The 22,345-nt window shown below is 68.9% G+C and carries 27 protein-coding genes; 12 read left to right on the forward strand and 15 right to left on the reverse strand.

The features are described from left to right. Positions 1 to 4 precede the first annotated feature (4 nt). From AB0M76_RS26520 to AB0M76_RS26555, 8 genes are all read right to left on the reverse strand, one after another. Positions 5 to 214: a hypothetical protein gene (locus AB0M76_RS26520; RefSeq protein ID WP_365955238.1), complete on the reverse strand. Its 210-nt coding sequence runs from the start codon at positions 212 to 214 to the stop codon at positions 5 to 7. 117 nt (positions 215 to 331) lie between these two features. Next, positions 332 to 1,180 (reverse strand): helix-turn-helix transcriptional regulator, encoded by an 849-nt coding sequence (locus AB0M76_RS26525; RefSeq protein WP_365955239.1) that lies wholly within the window; start codon positions 1,178 to 1,180, stop codon positions 332 to 334. A gap of 27 nt (positions 1,181 to 1,207) precedes the next feature. Next, entirely contained in the window at positions 1,208 to 1,738 is a 531-nt protein-coding gene (locus tag AB0M76_RS26530) for a DUF6879 family protein (protein ID WP_365955241.1), read from the reverse strand. Next, positions 1,713 to 1,970, reverse strand: a complete 258-nt coding sequence (locus tag AB0M76_RS26535) for a hypothetical protein (RefSeq protein WP_365955242.1) — start codon at positions 1,968 to 1,970, stop codon at positions 1,713 to 1,715. The genes AB0M76_RS26530 and AB0M76_RS26535 overlap by 26 nt, the downstream gene beginning before the upstream one ends. Before the next feature lie 443 nt (positions 1,971 to 2,413). Next, positions 2,414 to 3,631: an amidohydrolase family protein gene (locus AB0M76_RS26540; RefSeq protein ID WP_365955243.1), complete on the reverse strand. Its 1,218-nt coding sequence runs from the start codon at positions 3,629 to 3,631 to the stop codon at positions 2,414 to 2,416. Next, on the reverse strand, positions 3,628 to 4,767 hold the full coding sequence (locus AB0M76_RS26545; protein ID WP_365955244.1) for an MAB_1171c family putative transporter: 1,140 nt from the start codon (positions 4,765 to 4,767) through the stop codon (positions 3,628 to 3,630). Before AB0M76_RS26545 ends, AB0M76_RS26540 begins: the two co-directional genes overlap by 4 nt. Further along, on the reverse strand, positions 4,767 to 5,288 hold the full coding sequence (locus AB0M76_RS26550) for a hypothetical protein (RefSeq protein ID WP_365955245.1): 522 nt from the start codon (positions 5,286 to 5,288) through the stop codon (positions 4,767 to 4,769). The genes AB0M76_RS26545 and AB0M76_RS26550 overlap by 1 nt, the downstream gene beginning before the upstream one ends. Before the next feature lie 14 nt (positions 5,289 to 5,302). Next, positions 5,303 to 5,779: a hypothetical protein gene (locus AB0M76_RS26555; RefSeq protein ID WP_365955246.1), complete on the reverse strand. Its 477-nt coding sequence runs from the start codon at positions 5,777 to 5,779 to the stop codon at positions 5,303 to 5,305. A 546-nt stretch (positions 5,780 to 6,325) separates the two neighbouring features. Between AB0M76_RS26555 and AB0M76_RS26560 the strand changes: the two genes are divergently transcribed. Then, on the forward strand, positions 6,326 to 6,949 hold the full coding sequence (locus AB0M76_RS26560) for a helix-turn-helix transcriptional regulator (protein ID WP_365955247.1): 624 nt from the start codon (positions 6,326 to 6,328) through the stop codon (positions 6,947 to 6,949). 46 nt (positions 6,950 to 6,995) lie between these two features. Here AB0M76_RS26560 and AB0M76_RS26565 read toward each other — a convergent pair whose 3' ends face one another. Beyond that, complete coding sequence (locus AB0M76_RS26565; protein WP_365955248.1) at positions 6,996 to 7,973, reverse strand: aldo/keto reductase; 978 nt, start codon at positions 7,971 to 7,973, stop codon at positions 6,996 to 6,998. A gap of 272 nt (positions 7,974 to 8,245) precedes the next feature. Here AB0M76_RS26565 and AB0M76_RS26570 point away from each other — a divergent pair, with 272 nt between their 5' ends. The 10 genes from AB0M76_RS26570 to AB0M76_RS26615 all read left to right on the forward strand — a co-directional run bounded on the left by AB0M76_RS26570 (position 8,246) and on the right by AB0M76_RS26615 (position 16,226). Further along, positions 8,246 to 8,713 carry a hotdog fold thioesterase gene (locus AB0M76_RS26570; protein ID WP_365955250.1) on the forward strand — a complete coding sequence of 156 codons (468 nt, stop codon included), beginning with the start codon at positions 8,246 to 8,248 and terminating at the stop codon, positions 8,711 to 8,713. Then, positions 8,710 to 9,723 (forward strand): AvrD family protein, encoded by a 1,014-nt coding sequence (locus tag AB0M76_RS26575; RefSeq protein ID WP_365955251.1) that lies wholly within the window; start codon positions 8,710 to 8,712, stop codon positions 9,721 to 9,723. The genes AB0M76_RS26570 and AB0M76_RS26575 overlap by 4 nt, the downstream gene beginning before the upstream one ends. Beyond that, entirely contained in the window at positions 9,720 to 10,721 is a 1,002-nt protein-coding gene (locus AB0M76_RS26580) for a beta-ketoacyl-ACP synthase III (RefSeq protein WP_365955252.1), read from the forward strand. The genes AB0M76_RS26575 and AB0M76_RS26580 overlap by 4 nt, the downstream gene beginning before the upstream one ends. Before the next feature lie 61 nt (positions 10,722 to 10,782). Then, positions 10,783 to 11,046 (forward strand): acyl carrier protein, encoded by a 264-nt coding sequence (locus AB0M76_RS26585; RefSeq protein ID WP_365955253.1) that lies wholly within the window; start codon positions 10,783 to 10,785, stop codon positions 11,044 to 11,046. Between the two features lie 22 nt (positions 11,047 to 11,068). Beyond that, the gene (locus AB0M76_RS26590; RefSeq protein WP_365955254.1) at positions 11,069 to 11,779 is read left to right on the forward strand and encodes a histidine phosphatase family protein; all 711 of its coding nucleotides are present in this window, start codon (positions 11,069 to 11,071) and stop codon (positions 11,777 to 11,779) included. Next, positions 11,776 to 12,069 carry a putative quinol monooxygenase gene (locus AB0M76_RS26595; protein WP_365955255.1) on the forward strand — a complete coding sequence of 98 codons (294 nt, stop codon included), beginning with the start codon at positions 11,776 to 11,778 and terminating at the stop codon, positions 12,067 to 12,069. The genes AB0M76_RS26590 and AB0M76_RS26595 overlap by 4 nt, the downstream gene beginning before the upstream one ends. Positions 12,070 to 12,074: 5 nt before the next feature. Further along, complete coding sequence (locus tag AB0M76_RS26600) at positions 12,075 to 13,649, forward strand: FAD-dependent monooxygenase (protein WP_365955256.1); 1,575 nt, start codon at positions 12,075 to 12,077, stop codon at positions 13,647 to 13,649. Between the two features lie 35 nt (positions 13,650 to 13,684). Next, positions 13,685 to 14,245, forward strand: a complete 561-nt coding sequence (locus AB0M76_RS26605) for a carboxymuconolactone decarboxylase family protein (protein ID WP_365955257.1) — start codon at positions 13,685 to 13,687, stop codon at positions 14,243 to 14,245. A gap of 34 nt (positions 14,246 to 14,279) precedes the next feature. Then, on the forward strand, positions 14,280 to 15,260 hold the full coding sequence (locus AB0M76_RS26610) for an aldo/keto reductase (protein WP_365955351.1): 981 nt from the start codon (positions 14,280 to 14,282) through the stop codon (positions 15,258 to 15,260). An 18-nt stretch (positions 15,261 to 15,278) separates the two neighbouring features. After that, a complete protein-coding gene (locus tag AB0M76_RS26615) occupies positions 15,279 to 16,226 on the forward strand; it encodes a 3-oxoacyl-[acyl-carrier-protein] synthase III C-terminal domain-containing protein (protein WP_365955258.1) in 948 nt (315 codons plus the stop codon). A 70-nt stretch (positions 16,227 to 16,296) separates the two neighbouring features. On the opposite strand, the gene AB0M76_RS26620 is transcribed toward AB0M76_RS26615, so the two are convergent. The 5 genes from AB0M76_RS26620 to AB0M76_RS26640 all read right to left on the reverse strand — a co-directional run bounded on the left by AB0M76_RS26620 (position 16,297) and on the right by AB0M76_RS26640 (position 20,156). Then, entirely contained in the window at positions 16,297 to 17,157 is an 861-nt protein-coding gene (locus tag AB0M76_RS26620; protein ID WP_365955259.1) for a helix-turn-helix transcriptional regulator, read from the reverse strand. A 64-nt stretch (positions 17,158 to 17,221) separates the two neighbouring features. Beyond that, positions 17,222 to 18,652, reverse strand: coding sequence for an MFS transporter (locus AB0M76_RS26625; RefSeq protein WP_365955260.1), 1,431 nt, complete (start codon positions 18,650 to 18,652; stop codon positions 17,222 to 17,224). A gap of 120 nt (positions 18,653 to 18,772) precedes the next feature. Beyond that, positions 18,773 to 19,705, reverse strand: coding sequence for an IclR family transcriptional regulator C-terminal domain-containing protein (locus AB0M76_RS26630; protein ID WP_365955261.1), 933 nt, complete (start codon positions 19,703 to 19,705; stop codon positions 18,773 to 18,775). 2 nt (positions 19,706 to 19,707) lie between these two features. After that, positions 19,708 to 19,917: a hypothetical protein gene (locus AB0M76_RS26635; RefSeq protein WP_365955262.1), complete on the reverse strand. Its 210-nt coding sequence runs from the start codon at positions 19,915 to 19,917 to the stop codon at positions 19,708 to 19,710. Then, positions 19,914 to 20,156 (reverse strand): sigma factor-like helix-turn-helix DNA-binding protein, encoded by a 243-nt coding sequence (locus AB0M76_RS26640; protein WP_365955263.1) that lies wholly within the window; start codon positions 20,154 to 20,156, stop codon positions 19,914 to 19,916. Before AB0M76_RS26640 ends, AB0M76_RS26635 begins: the two co-directional genes overlap by 4 nt. 188 nt (positions 20,157 to 20,344) lie before the next feature. Here AB0M76_RS26640 and AB0M76_RS26645 point away from each other — a divergent pair, with 188 nt between their 5' ends. Further along, positions 20,345 to 20,704, forward strand: a complete 360-nt coding sequence (locus tag AB0M76_RS26645; RefSeq protein WP_328621895.1) for a zinc ribbon domain-containing protein YjdM — start codon at positions 20,345 to 20,347, stop codon at positions 20,702 to 20,704. 85 nt (positions 20,705 to 20,789) lie between these two features. On the opposite strand, the gene AB0M76_RS26650 is transcribed toward AB0M76_RS26645, so the two are convergent. Then, positions 20,790 to 22,226, reverse strand: coding sequence for an amino acid permease (locus tag AB0M76_RS26650; RefSeq protein WP_365955264.1), 1,437 nt, complete (start codon positions 22,224 to 22,226; stop codon positions 20,790 to 20,792). Positions 22,227 to 22,345 lie beyond the last annotated feature (119 nt).

The raw sequence follows: 22,345 nt of genomic DNA on the forward strand, positions 1-22,345 counted from the left end.
TCCATCACGCGGCCACCGTGCGGGCAGGGCACTTGTCGTGCCGGTAGACGGGGGCGGGCGCGCCCGAGGTGCGGTCAATGGCCCCTCGGAGGGCCGGTTCCAGGTCCCCGATGGGCCGGTGACAGGCGGAGCACTCGTGTCCGGGTGCGTAGGTCAGGTACTCCCATGCGTCCCGGTCGAACTCCGGGGCCTTTGCCTTCTTCGCCCTTGCCATGTCGCACCCCTAACCGCACACGCACACTGTGCGGTGCTCGCCGTCGCTCGCTGTGAGGACGACGTTAGGGAGGGTGCTAGCGAGGCATCCATGTTCTTGCATGAACTTGCACACGAACTATCCGAGAGAGTTGATCGCTTCTGAGATCAATGCCCGAGCGGGAGCACCATGCACGGCAATCTTGGACAGCTCGGAGAAGGCTTTTGAGTAGGTGGCAACCTCGCTCGGCGCCGAGACGTTCACGGCAGCCGTCAGCAGTTCGACGCTCGCCTGTCGGCTGTCGAACAAATAGAAGGCTTCCAGCGGCCAGACGCGCCGCTGGGCCGTGAAGGGGATCACTCCCAGGCTCACGTTCGGCAGGGCCATGACCGCCAGCAGGTAGCCGAGTTGGCCAGCCATGGTGGCGTCGTCGCCGATGCGGTAGCGGAGCACCGTTTCTTCCAGGAGCAAGGCGAACCGGTGGTCGCCTTCGTGCAGGACGCGTGAGCGCTCAATTCGCGAGGCGGCTGCCGTTTCCGAGTCGTCCGGGGTTCCCTGGAACGCGGCGATCGTGGACATCAGGGCTGCCGCGTACGTCTCCGTCTGGAGCATCCCTGGGACCACGTTCGAGCAGTACACACGGAAATGGCGGGTTCCCTTGTACAGGGGAACGACTTCCTCTTGCGCTCTGCGCATCCCGTGACGATGGAGCTTCTGCCAGTGCACGTACATCTGATCGGCTTGCCGATTCGCCGCGATCAGGTCGGCGGTCTGATCCTCCGCTCCGCACGCCTTGCACCAAGCACGGATGTCGGCATCGGACGCGGGGGTCTTGGCCCGCTCGATGCGTGAAGATTTGGCTGGACTCCAGCCACACCGAAGAGCCAGCTCATGCCCGGTCAGCTCCGAGTCTCGGCGGAGAGCCCCAAGGCGGGCGGCGAGGGCTTCGCGGGCGGCCTGGGCACTGGATGACGGTGACGCGGACATGAGTTGGCTCTTCTAAGTTTCGTGAGGTCAGACCGAGTACTTCTCGTGCGGGATGCCGCGCTCCCAGACCGCTTCGAACGCGGCCGACGCCATGTGAGCTACGGCCGGTTCGGAGCGAACCTCCCAGCCAGGCTCTGACCAGTTTCCATCCCCGGAGAAGTGGTTGAAGAGCGCGATCTCTCCGTCGAACAACCAACAGTCGTTTCCAGGAAGTGCGATGTCCGACGCCTGCCGCCTCGGAAGCCAGCGAACTTGCTCCCCGGCGTGGAGATTGACCACGGTGCCGGCGTGCTCGTACCGGATGTAATCCGTGACCGGCTCCGAGACAACCCGAGCACGGCGGACGACTACGCCTCGGGCCACAGTGCCACGAATCAAATCAACCCACGGCGCCCAGTAGGCAGACCCCGGGTCCACGTCGCGCTGGCTCGTGCGCTTCCAGTGCTCGTAGTCCTCCGCCTCGTCGCCGACGCCGTACGAGTCGCGCATCTCCAGGTGCACGGCCGAGTGCTTGGCCGCCGCTAGGAGCTCGTTAAAGCCCGGCTCGTTCTGCGACATCGCACGCCTTCCTGAGCATCGGCACCATGCGGGCCGGAATCCGAATCACAGCTTCGTGCGGAGGGATGCCCGGGGCATGTCCGGGAGCCTCGAACGCCGCACACTCAGACTCCAGCTTCTCGTCTGGCTTCCAGCCCTGAAGCACCAGCTCCCCCTTCTCCTCGTCCACCCATACGGTGGGGGAACCCTGCTGCCCGGTGTCTGGATCAATCCCGATGAACCGTAGTGCCATGACTGCCTCCGGTGTCGAGTGGCTTACGCCAACTTGCACGAGTTTCGTCCTGAGGGCACGGCAGCGTCAAGGTTGGCGAGTGTCTGCACGGTCGCTGTAGAGCGGTTCTCAGCCAGCTTGGACGCCCTGTCGTGAGGGAGAGCGGACTGGGATGGTCACGTGACCAACGCATGACCAACAGCGGCCCGAAGCGCCGAGAAACAGCAGGTGAGCGGGACTAACCGCCAAGCGCCCTGTAGGGTGCCCAGAAGGGTATTCGCGCAGGTCAGCGAGCTAATGAGCCGGTGCCCGAGTGGAGAGTTCAAGTCCCCCCTCGGACACAAAGCAAGTGCACACACAGAGCGGGTTGTGACTCAACGGTCACGACCCGCTCTTGTGCGTGGAGCGGCTGATGCGCCTCCCCGAAGGCTGGGTCACCTCGAACGAGAGAACGGCGCCCACGCTCATACGCCCGGCCCGGACCGACCTGGAACGTCCGGGCCGGCAACCCGGCGACCTGCCGTGAAGACGTGTCGGATCCGGCGGAGGGCGTCCAGCTCGGTCAGCGGGTCGCCGTCGACGACGATGAGGTCGGCGCGCTTGCCGGGGGCCAGCACACCCGAGTCGGCCAGCCCGAGGGCGTGGGCCGCGTTGACGGTGGCCATGTCGAGGACCTCGTGATGTGTGAAACCGAGCGAGGCGAAGAATTCGAGCATTCCGACGTAGTCGCCGAAATGAGCTCCCGGCACGCCCGCGTCGGTTCCGGCGATGAACCGGACACCGGCCTCCCGCATGTCGAGGATGGACTCGGCCATTGCCTTCGCGCGCTCGGGCCCCATCTGGTCGAGGAACAGCCGCCAGTCCCCGGATACGCACCGGCAGACAGCCACGTCGTCCTCGACCATGTGGCGGATGACCGCCGGATCGTGGGCGATGCCCTCCGCGGTCCGCCAGGAACAATGCTCGATCGTCCGCACACCGGCGGCAACGCAGTGGGCGATGGTCTCCGATCCGTGCGCGTGCGCAGCCACTCCCAGACCATGGCGCTCGGCCTCCTGGACGATCAGACGCAGTTGGCCGGGTGTGAACTGCGCCTCCCACATCCGCGGGCCGCCCGGGGTGAGCGCGCCCCCCGAGGCCATCACCTTGATCAGGTCAGCACCCGTTGCCGCGTTGCGGGCGATCTGCGCCCGGATCTCGTCGTCCGTGCTCACCTCACCGCCGAGGAAGCCGCAATGGCCCCCGCGTGAGGTCAACGGCGCGCTCGCGGCCAGGATGCGTGGCCCGACCCTGGCTCCGGAGTTGATGGAAGTCCTCAACGCCACGGTCAGCGCGTCGCGGTCGCCAAGATCCCGCACGGTCGTCACCCCGGCGGCCAGCATGTGCGCGGCGCGGTCCGCCATGGCGGTGGTCAGCTCGCCCGCGTCCGCCTTGACCACAGCGCCGACCGGGTCTGGACCCGCGTCGAAGGCGAGGTGGACGTGGCAGTCGGTCATTCCCGGCATCACCGTCGCTCCGGGACACCGCAACCGAGGTACTCGCGCTTCGACCGCCGCGTCCAGATCGGCGGCTGCGCCGACGGCGGCGACTCTGCCCGACTCGATGAGCACAGCGCCGTCGACGGTCACCTGATCCGAGGGCCCGACGATGATGCGGTCTGCGGTGATGAGTACCTTGTTCACGATGTCCTTTCACGCAGGGCATGGGACAGTGCGATGAGTTCCCGTGCGTCGGCGTCCAGGTCGCTGCCGGCGGGCGAGGCGACGAGCGCGGCGGGCAGTTCGGTGTGTGGGGACTCGGTCGGCGGCTTCATGGCCAGCGCCTCGGTGAGGTGCCGGGCGAGTTGACCGGCCGGGGCGCGGGCGAGGTCCGCATCGGGCGCGACACGTGCCAGGTAGGGGCTGAGGCGCACCAACCCGTCACGGCATTCGATGAGCCGACGGTAGAACCGCCGCTCGTGGGAACGGCTCCGGCGGGCGCTGCGCCATCGGGACTCGGACGTCGGCCGGCTCAAGACGAGTTCGGGGAAGGCGGCGGTCAGCGCCCTCCAGAGGGGGTCGAGCTCGTGATACATGCGGCGGTGGTGCACGACGGAGCGCACGCGGGTGACCAGTTGGACGGCCCCCGTGTAGCAGATTCCCATGAGGACGACGCCCATGGACCACTCGGACAGCGACCAGTTCACCGTGTTGAACTCCTTGTGGGACCCGGGTTGGTCGATGCGTAGAGCCACCAGGAGCAGCCGGTTGACCGCTGTGACCGTCAGTCCGAGGAGTCCCAGGCCCATGGTGAGCAGGCCGAGACCGAGGTTCCGGGATGCCCGGCGCGCGTAGCGCAGGGCCCACAGGCCGGAGGCCAGGTAGCCGTAGACGAAGTAGGTGTTGCCGACGAAGTAGAACGAGGCGATGGGAGGTTCCGCCATGTCCGGGGTACTCAAGGAATGGCCGCGCATCCCTGCGGGTGTGGCCAGCATGGCGATGACCAGGATGGCCAGGACACCGGCGAGCAATCCGGCGTTGATCCGCAGATGTCTGCGGTAATCGGCCTCCGGTCCAGGCGTGGCGGAGACGAAGACCAGGATGAGGGTGAACAGGCCGGTCAGATAAACCTCGTTGAACACCAGCTTGCCGACTCCCGCGGTGGTGGCCCGGTCGATGGCGGCGTTGACCTCATGGAAGCTGAGGATTTCCCCGGCCATCAGGAGGAGCAGAGAGGTGACGAGGAAACGCAGCACCCGGTCGTGCGGAGCACGAGCGAGATCGCAGCCCTTCCACAGCACCCCGATGCCCAGCAGGATGATCAGCGGCATCTGGAACATCAGGCCCATCCCCATGGGGGGTTCAGCGCCGAACGCAGCGAATCCAGGTCCGGATCCTCGGGCGTGCGGGGGCTGACGTAGTCGATGATCATCGCCCACTCCTGGATGATCGTCGCCACCAGCTCGGCCTCGCGTTCGTAGTCCTCGGTATAGCAGGTCCGCCGGAACCCCCGGGTGATCACATCCTGGGGGAAGTCCGGACCGAGGCTGGGGAAGTCCTCACCCGCGGCACCGTCGTCCTCGTGCTCGGCGAGGATGTGGCCGACCTCGTGCAGGATGATGTGGTCCTGGTGAACCCGAGTGGTTTCCTCTTGATAGAAGATGACCTCTTCGTTCGGCCGAGACATCCATAGTCCGAACGGACCCGGGATCGGCAGCGCCCAGGGAATCAGGCGGATGGGCCTGTCCAGACGTTCACCGAGCTTGCGGCATAAAACGTCGACTTGCAGCGGGGGTTGAATGTCGAGGTTCCGCAGCAGCCGGATGCACCGTCGGCGGAGCTCGCGTTCACGTACGACCACAGTGTCCCTTCTCTTTACGCACCGGTGTCTGGACCCGGAGCGTCGTCCTGGTCCAAGACCGTGATCATCTTGAGGAGTTGCCTGCGCATGGCCGGCGTCATGGCCCCCGCCCTCATCGCGATCGCCCGTACTTGGTGATCGGCGAGCCGCTGTCGCAACAGCTCTTCCTCGGGATCCTCCTGGGCGACCAGCGTCTGGACCGTGATCGGCGGTGTTCCCGGGGCGCGGTGGTCGTCGAAGAACTTGGCGATGCCCTCGAGCACGTTCAACGTCGGGTTGGTGTGCGACCCGTTGCGCAGCATCGAAAGGTAGCTCCGGGACAAGGTCGCACCATGCGAGGGGTCGGCGGTGACCGCGTTGGCCACTTCAGCGGTCGAGTACTCCCTCTGCCGGCCGGTGGCATCGGCCCATCGCGTCGTCGCGAACAAGGCGTTCAACCGCTCGGCCAGTACGAACTGTTGGCCGTCGCTGCCCTCTGCCGCCATGGTCATGCTCCTAGTATCAGTTCGATCCCCGCGCTCTCAGCGTGACAGATCGGCCAACTTGTGTCGCCTATTGGACCCCAGGACGTATGTGGTTGACCTCAAGCGGGCTTCAATGCCAATATCTTAGACACTTCGCCAATGGTGAAGCAATTGTGGGGGTGTGAACAGGGCGCGGTGGCCGCTTGTCGTCGTCGCGGGCAGCTGTCCCTCGCTCATGGACCAGGAGGGGGCCCGCATCGCACGACAGATTCCGGGTGCCCGCGACCGAAGACGCCGGGCTCCTCGCTGGAGCGTGCCGGGCACGGGGCGCCCCGCCAGGCCCGTCCCGGGCAGAAGTCGGGCCTCGTCGCGCGTATGAATCCCCTCCGGCGCATCCCCGCGTAGATCACGGTCGAGTGAAGCCCGAGGGGGTGAGGGGGCGCATCCCGCAGTCACCTGCACCGCATGCCGGAGAGGCCCGTGCCACATCACATATCGCTCTTACCGCGGAGTAGCGCCTTGAAGAGTCAGTCATTACCGGAGTCGGACCCTGTCCGACCGGCCGTACAACCGTTGACCGACGCCGAAGCCCTCGTGACCCTGCTGGACACGTTGCGCCGCCGTACTGTGCGGGAGCTGCGTCTCGCCCTGCCTCGAAGACCGTGCGACCACGGAGTGCGCGAGCGGGCGGCCCTGCTAAGCGGGGAGTTGGTACGCCGTGGGGCGCAAGTACGGGTCCTGCACGTCGAGGACGTCAGCCGTGACCCCGCCTACGCCGAGGACACCCGGCGCATCGCCGCCTCGGGGGCACGGATGAGGGCGCTGCCGTACCTGCCGGTGTGGATGGCCGTTGCCGACCGGGACTTCGCGATCGTACAGTCGGACCCCGGCTTGGAGGACGCCGGAGCGACGCTGCTGCGCGGGCGGACCCCGGTGGGTGTCTACCGGGCGCTCTTCGACCAGGTGTGGGCGCGTTCTGCCGGACCCGCGGCGCCGGCGGAGCGTGATGCGCTGGACGAGCGGGAGAGGGAGGCTCTGGTGCTGCTCGCCGAAGGACTGACCGACGAAGGCATATCGCGGCGTACCGGGCTGTCGGTTCGCACCATCCGCCGCACCATCGCGGGCGTGATGACCCGGATGGGAGCTCAGAGCCGCTTCCAGGCGGGGGTGGAAGCGGCTCGGCGGCAGTGGATCTGACGGCGGACGGGGACTCGCTCCGCGGTGCCCCTTCCGTGCCGGCTGCCTACAGCCCTGTCCGGGCCAGGTCCTGTTCGGCATAACGCTCGCCACTCGGTGGCGTGAGGGCGTCGAGGCGGGCAAGTTGCCCGGGAGTGAGGACCACGGCGTCCGCAGCGGCGTTCTCCTCGATGCGGGTCACGCGCTTCGTACCGGGGATGGGGACGACATCGCCGCCCTGCGCCAGCAGCCAGGCCAATGCGGCCTGGGCGGCTGTGACGCCGGCGTCCGCGGCGACGGAGGCGACCTCGTCGACGATCCGGAGGTTGCGCGCGAAGTTGTCCTCGGCGAACCGGGGAGTGGACAACCGGAAGTCGTCCGCGTCGAGTTCCTTCGTGGAACGGATGGCCCCGGTGAGGAACCCGCGGCCGAGCGGCGAGTACGCGACCAGTCCGATGCCGAGTTCACGGAAGACCGGAAGGAGGGACTCGGCGGGCTGTCGGGACCACAGCGAGTACTCGGTCTGCACCGCCGCGATCGGGTGGACCGCGTGCGCGCGCCGTACGGTGTCCGCACCGGCCTCGGACAGCCCGATGTGCCGGACCTTCCCCTCCCGTACCAGCTCCGCCAGCGCACCCACCGTGTCCTCGATCGGCGTGCCCGGGTCGACGCGGTGCTGGTAGCAGAGATCGATGTGGTCCGTGCCCAGCCGACGCAGCGATCCCTCGACCGCGGTGCGCACATTGGCCGGTGAGCTGTCGAGCACGCCGGGCCCCGCGCCGGCGTGCGAGACGAGACCGAACTTCGTGGCGATCACGACCTCGTCGCGACGCCCGGCGACGGCGCGGCCCACGAGTTCCTCGTTGATGAACGGGCCGTAGATCTCGGCGGTGTCGAGGAAGGAGACGCCGAGGTCCAGCGCCTTCCGAATGGTACGGACGGCCTCCTCCTCGTCACCGCGAGCTCCCGTGTAGTAGTCGGACATTGTCATGGCGCCCAGGCCGATGCGTGATACGTCGAGCCCGCCGAGTGACACGTGGTGCACTGTGCTCCCGCTCCTTTGCCGTTCCGGTTCGAGTCACCCAACTCTATGAGTCCGGGTCCCGGTTGGGTATGTGCTCCCGAATATTCCAAAGCGTCTGGCAGGTTACTGCCAACAAAAAACTTATTCCGCATTCCGGGCGGTGCGGGCCGCAATGGCAGCAAGAGGCCACACGTCTGCCGATCGCCACACCGACGTGCTTGACTCGAATTGGCCCGCTGGTGCGGGGCGTGGAAAAGACGGGGACGGAAATGCCGAACATGATGCTCGGGCCCATGAACGTCGATGGCGCATACGCAGACGAACAACTCGTCTGGCGCATGGGCATTGAAATCATCACCTGCAAACCGGGACTCGTGGTGGGAACCATGCCCGTCATGGGGAATCGGCAGCCGGTGGGAATTCTGCACGGCGGTGCGAATGCGGTGTTCGCAGAGACGCTCGGTTCCGTCGCCGCCTTCCTCTACGCGGGCCCCGGCGGTAACGCCGTGGGGGTCGACCTGTCCTGTACGCACCACCGGTGGGTCTCCTCGGGGACCGTCACCGGGGTCTGCCGACCGCTCGACGAACGGCAGTCCATGGCCTCGTACGAGATCGTCGTTCGCGACGGATCCGGACACCGCACCTGCACGGCTCGGCTCACCTGCGCCATCCGGCGCGGCGGCGGCCGCAGGCCCGGCCTGCACACGGCATCCGCCCGGGGGACCGCGCCGGAACATCCCCGACGAACGGAGAACCGATGAACTCGACTTCCACGCGGACCGTGCTGGCGTCCGTGGACGATCAGCTAGGGCCGGCCGATCAGCGCTTCTTCGGCCGTGGCTTCCGCCGGGTCGCCTACGACATGGGCGAGGTACAGCGCGCCCGCAGTGCAGACGGAGCCGTCGTGGCGCGTTCCACGGTGGGGGTACGCTACCCGGCTGACTGGTCGAAGAAGGCGGCGGGCACCGATCTGCGGCCGCACTTCAGCACCGTCGACGGGATCGTCGTCGCCGCCCAGCTGGCCGAGACCTGCCTCGGCGGCACCGGCACGGACCTGCGCGACGCCTGGTTGCGCAAGGTGCGGCTGACGGCCGGCGCCAGCCCCCAGGAGGAGCTCTCCGGGCTGCCGGCCGAGGCGGTACTGCGGCGCACCGACCCGGTCGCCGGGGATCCCGCGCGGGTGGAGTCCGTTGTGGACTGCACCGTGGGCAGCATGCGCATCCGGTGTGCGATCGATCATGCACGCATTCCGGCCCGCCCCGTCGAGGAGCGGACGACTGCAGGACTGGACGCACTTCTCGGTCCCGCGGCAGACCGCTACTTCGGCGTCGGGTTCACCACACGGCGACAGCACGTCCGAGACGTGGACGTGGACCACCGGGCTCTGCGGGCCGATGCCGCGCTGACCGTGGCCCACGAGGACACGGCGACGGTGCCCACCGCGGGGCTCGAAGGCGCCTACCAGCCGGCGGTGTCCGTGATCGACGCCTTCGTCACGGCCCTCCAGCTCGCCCAGGTCATGCTCTACGACCTCGACGGAATGCGCCGCCAGGACAGCAACACCCTGTGGATGCGGCAGACCACGTTGACCGCCTCGCGCCCGGACCGCCCGGCGCAGGACATCCCGGTGACCACCCGGCTGGACGATCCAGGTCTGCTGCGCATGGGCGGCGGAACCTGGCGGACGCTGGACGTCGTGGCCGAACTGGGCGGTATCCACGTGCGGTCCGCGGTGGCACACCAGCTCCCGGAAGGACACCCGGCGGCATGACCCGAGCGGCAGTGATCGCCGGCGTGGGCGGCTTCGTTCCCCCGCGCGTGGTGACGAACGACGAACTCGCGCAGCGCCTCGACACCTCCGACACCTGGATCCGCACCCGGACAGGCATCGGGCAACGCCATGTGGTCGAGCCCGGCATGACCACCGGCGACCTGGCCGTCGAGGCCGGCCTGCGGGCGCTGAAGAACGCCGGGGCGGACGGCGCCGACCTGGTGATCGTCGCCACGACCACACCCGACCGCCCCTGCCCGGCCACCGCGCCGAGTGTCGCCACGCGCATGGGCCTGACCGGCGTTCCGGCCTACGACGTGGCGGCCGTGTGCTCCGGCTTCGTCTACGCGCTCCAAGCCGGCACGGCCGCCGTGACCTCGGGATTCGCCGCGCGTGTGCTGGTGATCGGAGCCGAGTCGTTCAGCACCATCCTCGACCCCGGCGACCGCACCACCTCCGTCATCTTCGGTGACGGGGCCGGCGCCGTGCTGCTGCGGAGCGGTGAACATGACGAGCCCGGCGCCGTACTGGACGTGCATCTGGGCAGCGACGGCTCGATGGCCGATCTGATCACGGTCCGCGGCGGAGGTGCCGAGGAGCGGTCCCGAGGAGGAGCGCGGCGGGAGGAGGACCGGTACTTCCGCATGGAGGGGAAGTCCGTCTTCTTCGCGGCGGTGCGCCGCATGGCCGAATCCTCGCGCACGGTACTGGACCGCACGGGCTGGGCAGTCTCCGACGTCGATCGACTCGTGGCTCACCAGGCGAACGTACGTATCCTGCACGCTGTCGCCGAACAGCTGGGACTGCCCCCGGAGCGTGCCGTCCTGAACATCGACCGCGTCGGCAACACCTCCGCGGCCTCCATCCCGCTCGCGCTCGCCGACGGCATGGCGGACGGCGAGCTGCACGCGGGCGACCGGGTGCTGCTGACCGCCTTCGGCGGTGGCGCCACCTGGGGCTCGGCCACCCTGACCTGGCCCGACCTGCCGGTCGGCTGAGCCGGCCGCGAGGCCCGCGATCGCCACAAACCCTTTTCCCTACGCGTAGTTGAGGTGCATCATGACCGATTCCGTGACCACGATGATCATCGAGATCCTCACCGGCAAGTTCGAGATACCCGCGGAGGAGGTGTCCCAGGGCGCCGTCTTGGAGGACCTCGCGGTGGACTCACTGGCCCTGCTGGAGATGTCGCTGATCCTGGAGAAGCGGCTGGGCGTTTCCATCGAGGAGGGCGTGCTGGCCTCGCACCAGACCATCGACGAGGCGGCCCGGGTGGTCGAGGGTCTCGGTGCCCCCGCCGCCACCAGCCCGGCTGCTGCCTGAGCGCCCGGCATCGACTGCCGTCATGCGTATCGTCCTGCTCCGCCACGGAGAGACCGACCGCAACGCCACCGACAGGTTCCAGGCACAGGCCGACACCCCCCTGAACGACACGGGGGTACGGCAGGCTCAGGTGATCGCCCGGTCACTGCGGCCGGGGAGGTGGGCGGCGGTGTACTCCTCGCCCCTGGCCCGCGCCGCCCAGACCGCGGCGTACGCCGCGGGCCGGCTGGGCGCTCCCCACCTGCGTGTCGACGGGCTGCGCGAGCGCCACCTGGGCGAGCTGGACGGCCAGGACCGTGCCGCGTTCGCCCGGCAGCACCCGCACACGATGCGGCGGCTGCTCACCGACCCCGGCTACGCCCCGCCGGGCGGCGAGTCGGGCCGTGCCGCGCGTTCCCGCTTCGCCGCCGCGCTCGCCGACATCGCCGAGGCCGCACGGGATCCGGCAGCACCCCCCGTCCTGGTCGTCACGCACGGCGGAGTGCTGAACCTGTTGACCCGGGCCCTGACTGGCGCCGTCGCCGCTCCGGACGTCCTGATCGGCACCTGCGCCGCCGCCTGCGTGGACACCGCGTGGACGTCCGGGGGGCGCCCGCGCGCCGCAATGCGCTGGTGGAACGTCGCCCCGCACGAGTGCGAGGACCCACCGCCGCCCGCGCACCCCCTTCCCTTCGTCGACCTCGACGATCTGATCGCCGACGAACCCAACTCCAAGGAACCGAACCGCATATGAGCATCGAGATCACCGTCCTTTTCGACGTCGTACCGAATCGGCTGACGGACACCGTGGCCGCCTTCAAGGAGTTGTGCTCCGCGACACGGCGGGAGGAGGGCGCACTGCGGTTCGACGCCTGCCTGTCCGAGGAGCACGAGAACGTGATCGTGCTGGTCGAAGAGTGGGCCGGCCAGGAGGCCATTGATCTGCACATGAAGGAGGGGTACGTCACGGGCTTCCTCGCGAAGGTCGACGGCGCGTACGCCCGTCCGCCGTACGTCCTGCGCCTGCGTCCCCTCGACGCCTGACCGTGGTGGGCGACACGCAGCGGCCGCGCGTTCTGATCGTCGGCGGCGGTCCCGTCGGAATGGTCCTCGCCTGCGAGCTGCTGGCACACGGGGTCCGGGCCGACGTCATCTCCAAGCTCCGCAGGCAGAGCCCGCACTCGCGTGCCACCATCCTGTGGCCCCGCGTCCTGGAACTCCTGGACCGCGTCGGGGTGGGCCGGAAACTGGTCGAGAACGGTCACTACTTCGACCAGATGAACTACTACTCCCAGAAGAAGAGGATCGGCCTGATTCGGTTCGACCGACTGCGGGGCGTCGGCTATCCGTTCGCCATCACCCTCCCGCAGTGGCGCACCGAGGAGATCCTCGAAGACCACCTGACCGTGCTCGGCGGCACGATCGACTACGACACCGCGTTCGTCGACGGCGTGCAGCGTCCGGACAGCGTCGAGTGCCGGCTCCAGCTGCCCACCGGAGAGTCGGAGACCCGAACGTACGACTACGTGGTCGGTGCCGACGGCTACAAGAGCACGGTCCGCGAGGTGTTCGGCTTCCGGTTCAACGGCCGGACGCTGCGCACCCGGCTGGCCATCACCGACGCGGAGATCCTGGGCGAGACGACCAGCAGCGAGGCGGCGTACTACCTGACCCGGTCCGGGAACATGGTGCTGGCGCCGCTGGGCGACGGGGTCTTCCGGGTCGGCGCGAGCGTGCCCGACGACTACCTGGGCGACACCCCCGACCGGGCCTTCTTCGAGACGCTGCTCGCCGAACGGGTCCCCGGGCCACGCAGGCTCGGCGAGATGAAGTTCAGCGGCGTCTTCACCGCGCATGTCCGCTCGGCGGCCACGTACGGCAGCGGCCGAGTCTTCCTCGCCGGCGATGCGGCGCACGCGATGAGCCCGTCCGGCGCACAGGGCCTGAACACCGGCATCCAGGACGGGGTCAACCTGGGCTGGAAACTGGCCGGTGTGGTCCGCGGCGACTACCGTCCGGACCTGCTGGACAGTTACGACGCAGAGCGCAGGCCGGCAGTCGACGCAGTCGCCGGACTCTCCACCCGCCTCGCCCGGATCGGGCTGTACTCGTCCCGGCACCAGACCCTGGCCCGGGACGCCGCGTACCGGCTGGGCAGCACGACCCGAACGCTGGAGAAGGTGCTCGCGCCCAAGCTGGCGCAGCTCGACACCCACTACGGTGCCCGGCCGAAAGCGCGGTCCCTGGTGCCGGGTGAACGCCTGCCCCTCGGCTGGCGCGAGTCGAACGCGGCACCCGTGCTCCCCGTCGACCGCTACGCCGTGCTCCTCTGGCCCGGCCTGCGATACCGGTACGAGCGCTGGACCGGGCTCGTCGAGCGGCTGCGCGCTCAGGTCACCGAGGCGGCCGTGTGCGACCTGGGCGGCCGCCCGCCCGGCCCGCTACTGGGCAAGCTCCCCCGCGAGGCACACGCCCTGATCGTCCGGCCCGACGGCCACCTCGACGGCCTCGTCCCCCTGGACGACCGCGCCCCCGCCGCCGCCATCCGTGCGGTCGGCCAGGTCCTGGCCCGGAGTGTGGTTCCCCACCCCGTTGCCCCGCTTCTCGCCGGCCAGTCCACCTGACCCCCTGTCCCAGAACCAACCCGAAGGAGCACGCCATGAGCAACACCCCTCGCGTCACCCTCACCGAAGTCGCCGACATGACGCCCGAACAGCTCGCGGTGTACGACAAGTTCCAGTCCAATCTGACCCGCGCACTGCTGCTGACCAAGAACTCGGCCGCCGCCCACCTCGCGCTCGGCGGCACCTTCACCGTCGGCCTGCTGAGCCTGCTGGACCGCGAGGTGGTCGTGCTGCGCGTGGCCCGGCTGCGAGACAGCGAGTTCGAGCGCCTGCTGCACTACCCGCTCGCGAAGAAGGCCGGCCTGGACGACACCGAGATCAAGGCGATCGAGGACGGCCTCTACGACGAACTGCCGGCCGCCCGCGCCGCCCTGGTCCGCTACGTCACCGACTGCATGGTCGACCACAGGGCGAGCGAGGAGGCCTTCGTCGCCCTGCGCGAGCACTACTCGCAGAACGAGATCGCCGAGATCACCCACCTCGCGGGGCACAGTGCCATGACTGCCATGTACCTGGCCAGCCTGGACATCGCGCTCGACGAGGACATCGCCTCCTGGGGTCGGCTGACCGAGGTCCAGAACGAGGTACGGAACTGAATCCCGCCGGCAGCCCGATCCGAGAGGAGGAATGTTGCAGTACGCCCGGCTGGGCTCGTCAGGCCTGAAGGTGTCACGGCTTGCACTGGGATGCATGAGCTACGGTGAGCCCGAACTCGGAACCCACCCCTGGTCGCTGCCCGAGGAGGAGAGCCTCCCTTTCGTCGCCCGGGCGCTGGACCTCGGCATCAACTTCTTCGACACCGCGAACGTCTACTCGCTGGGTACGAGCGAGGAGTTCCTCGGCCGCGCGATAAGGAAACTGACACGCCGCGAGGATGTCGTCATCGCCACCAAGGTGTACGAGAAGCTGACCACCTCTCCGCTCTCCGGCGGTCTGTCGCGCTCCGCCATCATGCGCGAACTCGACGCCAGTCTGCGGCGGTTGGACACCGAGTACATCGACCTCTACGTCATCCACCGCTGGGACCAAGAAACTCCGGTGGAGGAGACGATGGAGGCGCTCCACGACGTGGTGCGTGCGGGCAAGGTCCGCTACATCGGGGCCTCGTCCATGCACACCTGGCAGTTCGTGAAGGCGCAGTACGTCGCCGACCTGCACGGGTGGACACGGTTCGTGAGCATGCAGAACCACTACAACCTCGTCAACCGCGAGGAAGAGCGGGAGATGCTGCCGTACTGCCTCGCGGAGGGCGTCGGTGTCACCCCTTGGAGTCCGCTGGCCCGCGGGAGACTCACCCGGGACTGGGACGCCACCTCGACCCGTACGGCGGGAGACCCGGTCCAGGACCGCTTCTACGGCCCGACCGAGCAGGCGGATCGCGCGGTCACCCGGGTGGTCGCCGAGATCGCCGCCGAACGCGGCCTGCCCATGGCCCAGGTGGCCCTCGCCTGGGTTCTGCACCAGTCGGCGGTCACCGCCCCCGTCGTCGGTGCGACCAGCCCTCACCACCTCGAGGATGCCGTGGCCTCCCTCGACGTGGTGCTCGACGACACCGAACTGGCCCGGCTTGAGGCGCCCTACGTGCCGCACGCCGTCGTGGAATACGTCTGACAGGCAGGTGGAGGAATCGTGGGAATTGCCGACTTCGCTCTGGCGATGCCGAGCGGAAGGCTGAGTGTCGACGACGTGAGCCGGGAGTCCGGCTACACCGTCGAGAAGCTCGGGCAGGTTCTGCCTTCGGGGAAGTTCTCGGTACTGGCCGAGGGCGAGACCCCCTGGGGACTGGGCCGGGAGGCCGCAGCCAGGCTCCTGGCCAGGAATCCGGTGCCGCTCGACGAGATCGGCCTTGTCCTGTACGCGGGCTCCAGCGAATGGGGCACGCCGTTCTGGTCGCCCGCGGCCAAGATCGCACTGGAACTGGGGATCGCTCAGGCGCACTGCTTCGAGGTCTCCAACTTCTGCAACGCGGGCATGGTGGCCGTGAAGATCGCGGACGATCAGGTGCGGGCGGGCACGCACAAGTACGCGCTGGTGGTCATCTCGGACCGGCTGAGCCAGCTCGTCGAGTACGGCACCGGGTACATCGAGCTGTTCAACTTCGCGGACGGCGCGGCCGCGGTCCTCGTCTCGGCCGACGCCGCGTACGAGGTGCTCGGTGCCGCCCACCACACCGACCCGCAGTGGGTGGACTCGTACTACGGCGAGATCAAGGAGGGCCGGGTCAAGGTGGAGCGGGGCGAGAAGCTCGACGGACTCGGTGAGGCGTTCCTCGACAACTTCACCGACCTGACCGGCAAGGTCCTCGCCGACATCGGGCAGGAGCCGGCCGACGTGGCGTACTTCCTGGTCACGCACGGCAACCAGGACACCCATCGGAAGTACCTGTCCGCGCTGGGTGTGGACGCCTCCCGGAGCGTCTTCCAGTACGGCCTCGACGGCCACCTCGGGGGAGTGGACCCGTTCCTCGCCCTGGAGGAACTGGAACGGGACGGCCGGATCGGCTCCGGCGACCTGGTGATCGTGGCAACGGCGGGATCAGGCTTTACCTGGGGGGTGACGGCGATCCGCCGGAGGTAGCCGCCCGCGCGGCCCGCGCGAGGCCCCCGGTCCGTACGGACCGGGGGCCTCGCGGTTTTCCCTTCAGTGTTCAGCGCCGGTGAACGGAGTTCAGATCCACCGTCAGGAGCTGAAGGGCCGCCTCGTGCGGGGAGTCGGGTTCCGCGTGGTAGAACTTCAGGATGTTGCCGTCCTGGAGGTCGGCGGACTGGTACATCAATTCCAGCTCGCCCACCACAGGATGATCGAAGAGCTTGGTCCCCTCGATGCAGTTCGCCACCCGCTGGCGGCACCAGAGCGCCGCGAACTCCTCGCTCTGTATGGTCAGTTCACCGATGAGTTCGGCCAGTCGCGGATCGTGCCGGTGATTTCCGGCGATGAACCGCAGATAGGTCACGTTCGACTCCGACTCGGCGTCCCAGTCCGCGTACAGAGCCCGGACGTTGCCGTCGAGGAAGTTCATCTTGATGATGTTGGGACGCCGTTCGTTGTCCTCGGGGACATCGAATTCGAGGTGCGGTGCGAACAGTCTGTGGTACAGCGAATTCCAGGCCAGGATGTCGCACCGGTAGTTCAGCACGGCCGCCGCCACATTGCCGAGTGATGCCATCAGCATCCTGGTGCTGGAGCTGAGTTGATCGTCATGGGGGGTCTGCCGCTGCGGGTTCTGCACCGGTGAGCCGATCTTGAGTAGGTAGTCCTGCTCGTCGAGGCCCAGATCCAGGGCGCGTGCGATGGAGAGCAGGACCTGCGGCGAGGCGTGCGCGGTCTGTGACTGCTCCAGTCGGGTGTAGTAGGTCTGGCTCACGCCCGCCAGCGCGGCCACTTCCTCGCGGCGCAGTCCGGGAACGCGCCGGGAGTTGCTGGTGCGCAGCCCCATCTGCTCCGGTCGGACACGCTCGCGCATCTGCCGCAGGTAGCTGCCGAGGTCCGTGTTCACGATCTGTTCCATCCTTCTGATTATGAAGTGCCGAACGGCATAGGCAATATCGCCTCGGATCGCGGGTCGCTGCCGGCTACCGGGACCTGTTGCGCAGCAGCAGCCACAGGAGCAGGCCGACGGCGAGCTGGGAGAAGCCGGCCACGCCGATCGCCACGTGGATGCCGGTGAGCTCCTTGGCGGCGGTCACGGTGCCCCGCCCGATGACGGCCGCGAACGCTGCGCTCACCAGCGGAATGCCGATCGCGATGCCGACCTGCTGGCTCTGGGTGGCCATCCCGGTCGCCATGCCCTGTTCGTCGGCGTCGACGGACGAGGTGGCGATGACCATGAAGGACAGGGCCGCCGTCATGGAGAAGAAGGCATTCACGAACTGGGTGATGATCAGGGGGACAAGCCAGCGCGAGTCCGAGGTCGCCCACATCGCCGGCAGCATGAACGCGCCCTGGAGGGCCAGGGAGACGCCGAGCATCGTGCGCGGGGAGACGCGCTGGAGGAGGCGCGGACCGACGATGCCCGCGATGATCTGGCCCACTCCGATGCCGAGCAGCACCAGGCCGGCGACCAGGGACGACAGGCCGAGCGCGTTCTGGACGTACAGACCGGTGAAGAAGATCAGTGCGGTCTCGCCGCCGAAGATGAACAGGGCGGCCACGTTGCCGAAGGCGATGTCGGGCTTCTTCAGGACCTTCACCGGGACCAGGGCGTCGGCGGTGCGGCTCTCCACGGCCCAGAAGACGCCCAGCAGGACGGCGGCGGTGATCAGCGCGATGCCCGCCGTCAGGTCCAGGCCCCGCTCGCCGAGGCGGGTGACGCCGTAGATCCCGGTGAACAGTCCCAGGGTGATCAGCAGCGCGCCCGGCAGGTCGATCCGGCTGCGCTGTGCGGCCCGGCCCTCGGCGACGACGAACGGTACGACGACGATCGCCGCGATGGCCACGGGAATGTTGATGAAGAAGGCCCAGCGCCAGGAGAACACGTCCGTGAGGACACCGCCGAGGATGGCGCCGACGCTGAACCCGGAGCTCATCATCACGCTGTTGAGGCCCAGCGCCCGGGTCCGCAGCGCGGGCTCGGTGAAGGTCGTGGTGAGCAGGGCGAGCGCGGCGGGCGTGACGGCCGCGGTGGCCAGGCCCTGGAGCGTACGCGCGACCAGCAGCATCGCGGCCGAGTCGGAGATGCCGCCGATGAGCGAGGAGACGGCCAGGACGACCATTCCGGCGGTGAAGATGCGCCGACGTCCCACGTAGTCGCCGACGCGCCCGAAGACGAGGGTGCATCCGGCGGCACACAGGGCGAACGTCGTGGTGATCCACTGCAGGCTCCCCGTCGAGAACCCGAGGGACGTGCCGACCTCGGGCAGCGCGACGTTCAGCACGGAGAAGTCTGCGGCCATCATGAACTGTGACGCCAGGAGCACCACCAGGGCGGCGATCTGGCGCCCTGTCATACGGACGTTGGCCGGCGGCGCGGCTGCGGAGGTCGGGGCGGTATCAGCGGTTGTCATGCGCCCAGCCTCGGCCGCCCGCCCCGCTCCAGCCAGATCCCTTCTGACGGCGCTCCTGCGGAGACTGTCACTGGCAGTGCCACCTTCGTCATCGGCTCTGCCGTCCACCGGCGATGCACGTCACATGCGCAGGACCACCAGGCCGTCGGGGGACGGGAGGGTGCCCGGGGTGATCTGGGTGAAGGTGTGGGGGAGGGCGAGGTGGCGGTGGGCCGGGTCGGGGTCGGCTTCGAAGAGGTACGCCGCCGCCGACGCGGGGTCGCTGACCAGGTGGGGGCCGGCCTGGGCGGTGGCGCGGGTCAGCGGGGTGCGGAAGAGCCGGCCCAGCAGGCGCAGGGTCTCCGGGGTGATCCGGGTCGACGGGGCGGGGCCCGACGGCTGAGGGGCGGTGTGTGGGGCGGGCGCGGCGGCCGGGCCGGGGCCGCGGGGCGGCGGGGCGTCCGGAGGGATGGCGCCGGAGAGGAGGAGGGCCAGCAGCACCGGGACCGCCTTGCGGCGCAGGGCCTCGGTCGCGGAGTGCAGCCGGTGCGCGTGGCTCGCGGGCAGCGAGAGCGCGAGGCTTCCGGCGGCGCCCCCGGTCGCGATGGGGACGGCCGCGCAGACGACCCCGGGTGAGTACTCGCGCAGGTCGAAGACGGGGGCGCCTGGAGCCACCGCGTCCAGGGCGCTGAACAGGGTGCGGCTGTCGGTGATGGTCCGCGCGGTGAACCGGGCCGGGCGGTGGCGGGCCACGTGGTCGGCCCGGCCGTGGTGGTCGAGCTGGGTCAGCAGGCACTTGCCGACCGCGCTGGCGTGCGCGGCGGCCCGGAAGTCCACCCATTCCCGCACGGGCGGCGCCCCCGGCCCGTCCGACATCTGCGTGATGCGGACCTCGCCCTCCGCGTACCGGCTGAGGTACACGGCGGCGCCCGCGCTGTTCCGGGCCAGGGTCAGGGTGCGCTGGAGCTGGCCGGCCAGGCCCGTGCCGCCGGGGGCGCCGAGCCGGTCCAGGGCCGGGCCGCGGGCGTACACTCCCGCGCCCGGGCGGTACGCGTACTCCTCCTCGCACAGCATGGTCAGCAGCGGGCGGAGCGCGGCCTCGGTGAGCCCCGATTCGCGGGCGAGCCGGCCCGCCCGGGCGCGCGGGCGGTGCGCAGCAGCCGGGACTCGGCGGCGGCGAGGTCGTAGTGCGGGTAGCGGTCGCGCACGCCCGCCCGGGCCAGGAACTCCGCCAGCGCGCGCGGCGGCCCGGCGGGGGCGCCGGCGTGTTCCTCGCGGGGCCTCATGATCCGGCGGACGCGTCGAGCAGCCGGGCGAGGCGGCGGTGGGCCTGGCCCAGCTGGGAGCGGACGGTGGCCTCGTCGACGCCCATCACGGCGGCGGCCTCGCCGGGGGTGCACTGGAGCCCGTAGCGCAGGATCACGGTGTCGCGCTGGCGTTCGGCGAGGCGGGAGACCGCCGAGTAGCATGACCAACAGCGGCCCGAAGTGCCGAGAAACAGCAGGTGAGCGGGACTAACCGTCAAGCGCCCTGTAGGGTGCCCAGAAGGGTATTCGCGCAGGTCAGCGAGCTAATGAGCCGGTGCCCGAGTGGAGAGTTCAAGTCCCCCCTCGGACACACAGAGCGAGAACCCCACTTCGGTGGGGTTCTTCGCGTTTTGCGGCGTTTCTCTGCGTTTGTTCGACCCGTTCCGGGTCGGGCTACCCTGAAGGCGTGATCGAGAACCTTCCCCCTTGCCCGAAATGCTCCTGCGAGTACACCTATGAGATGAATGCCCTCGTGGTGTGCCCCGAGTGCGGCCACGAATGGGTTCCCGCCGAGGGCGGTGCGCAGGACGGGGCCGGTTCCGGGGAGCGGGTCGTCAAGGACGCCGTCGGAAATGTGCTGAGCGACGGCGACAGCGTGACCGTGGTCAAGGCGCTCAAGGTCAAGGGCAGCCCGTCCGGGATCAAGGCGGGCACGAAGGTGCGCAACATCCGGCTCATCGACGGCGTGGACGGCCACGACATCGACTGCCGCATCGAGGGCTTCGGTGCCATGCAGCTGAAGTCCAGCGTGGTCAAGAAGGCCTGATCCGCAGCCCTCGTCACGACGAGCCCCGCAACGACAAGAAGGACCCCGCCTCGGGCGGGGTCCTTCTTCGTTCACGGCTGGGCCGTCAGCGGTTCGCGGCGATCTCCGCCACGCGGCGGCGGACCAGGAACCAGCCGCCGACGAGGGCGGCCCCGATGACGGGGACGCACAGGACCGTGGTGCGGCCGACGCCGCCGTCGCACCACATCAGGACCAGCACGGTGGCGAGGAACACCAGCGTGACGATCTGCGTGTACGGGGCCCAGGGCAGGCGGTAGGACGGGCGCTCGAGGGTGCCCTCCTGCGTGCGGCGCCAGAAGAACAGCGAGCAGATCATGACCATGGCCCAGGTGCCGAGGATGCCCAGCGAGGCGAAGTTCAGGACCAGCTCGAAGGCGTCCTTCGGCATCAGGTAGTTCAGGCCGACGCCGGCGAGGCCGAAGGCGGCGGTGAAGAGCACGCCGCCGTAGGGGACCTTGCCCTTGTTCATGCGGGCGGTGAACTTCGGCGCGGAGCCGGACATGGCCATCGAGCGCAGGATGCGGCCGGTGGAGTAGAGGCCGGAGTTCAGGCTGGAGAGCGCCGCGGTCAGGACGACCAGGTTCATGATGCCGGCGGTGCCGGGGATGCCGAGCTTGTCGAAGACGGTGACGAAGGGGCTCTGGTCGCCGGAGTACGCGGTGTACGGCAGGAGCATCGCGAGCAGGACGACGGAGCCGACGTAGAAGAGGCCGACGCGCCACATGATCGAGTTGATCGCCTTCGGCATGATCTTCTCGGGGTTCTCGGTCTCGCCCGCGGCGACGCCGCACAGCTCGACGGAGGCGTACGCGAAGACGACGCCCTGGACCACCAGGAGCATCGGCAGGACGCCGGACGGGAAGATGCCGCCGTTGTCGGTGATGGTGGACAGGCCCGGGGTGTAGCCGCCGATGTCATGGCTGGTGGCGACGAGGTAGATCGCGACGACCAGGAAGATCGCCAGGGCGGCGACCTTGACGAGGGAGAACCAGAACTCCATCTCGCCGAAGTACTTCACCGAGATCAGGTTCGCGGTGAGGACCACGGCGAGGGCGATCAGGGCGAGGACCCATTGCGGGACGCTGGTGAACATGGACCAGAAGTGCGCGTAGGTCGCGGCGGCCGTGATGTCGGCGACGGTGGTCGTGGACCAGTTCAGGAAGTACAGCCAGCCGGCCGTGTAGGCGCCCTTCTCCCCCATGAACTCGCGCGCGTACGAGACGAACGCGCCGGAGGAGGGACGGTAGAGGACGAGCTCGCCCAGGGCCCGGACGACGAAGAAGGCGAAGATGCCGCACACCGCGTACGCGATCGCGAGGGAGGGGCCCGCGTTGGCGAGCCGGCCGCCGGCGCCGAGGAACAGGCCGGTGCCTATCGCCCCGCCGATCGCGATCATGTTGATGTGGCGGGACTTGAGGTCCTTGCTGTAGCCCTCGTCACCGGCGTCGACGTGGCGGGAGGACGCCGGGGCCGGGGCCTCGGTCAAGGTGCGGTCACTCATGTAGGACTTCGCCTTCGTGGGTGGGACAGGCAGGTCCGGGCCGTCGCGCAGGGGAGCTGGGTGGTGGTCACCTGTGCGAGGTCGGATGGTTTTGTCGACACAGGAGACCATGAGCGCGG

Origin of the sequence: Streptomyces sp. NPDC051364 (assembly GCF_040682115.1) — a bacterium.
Taxonomy (GTDB): Bacteria; Actinomycetota; Actinomycetes; order Streptomycetales; family Streptomycetaceae; genus Streptomyces.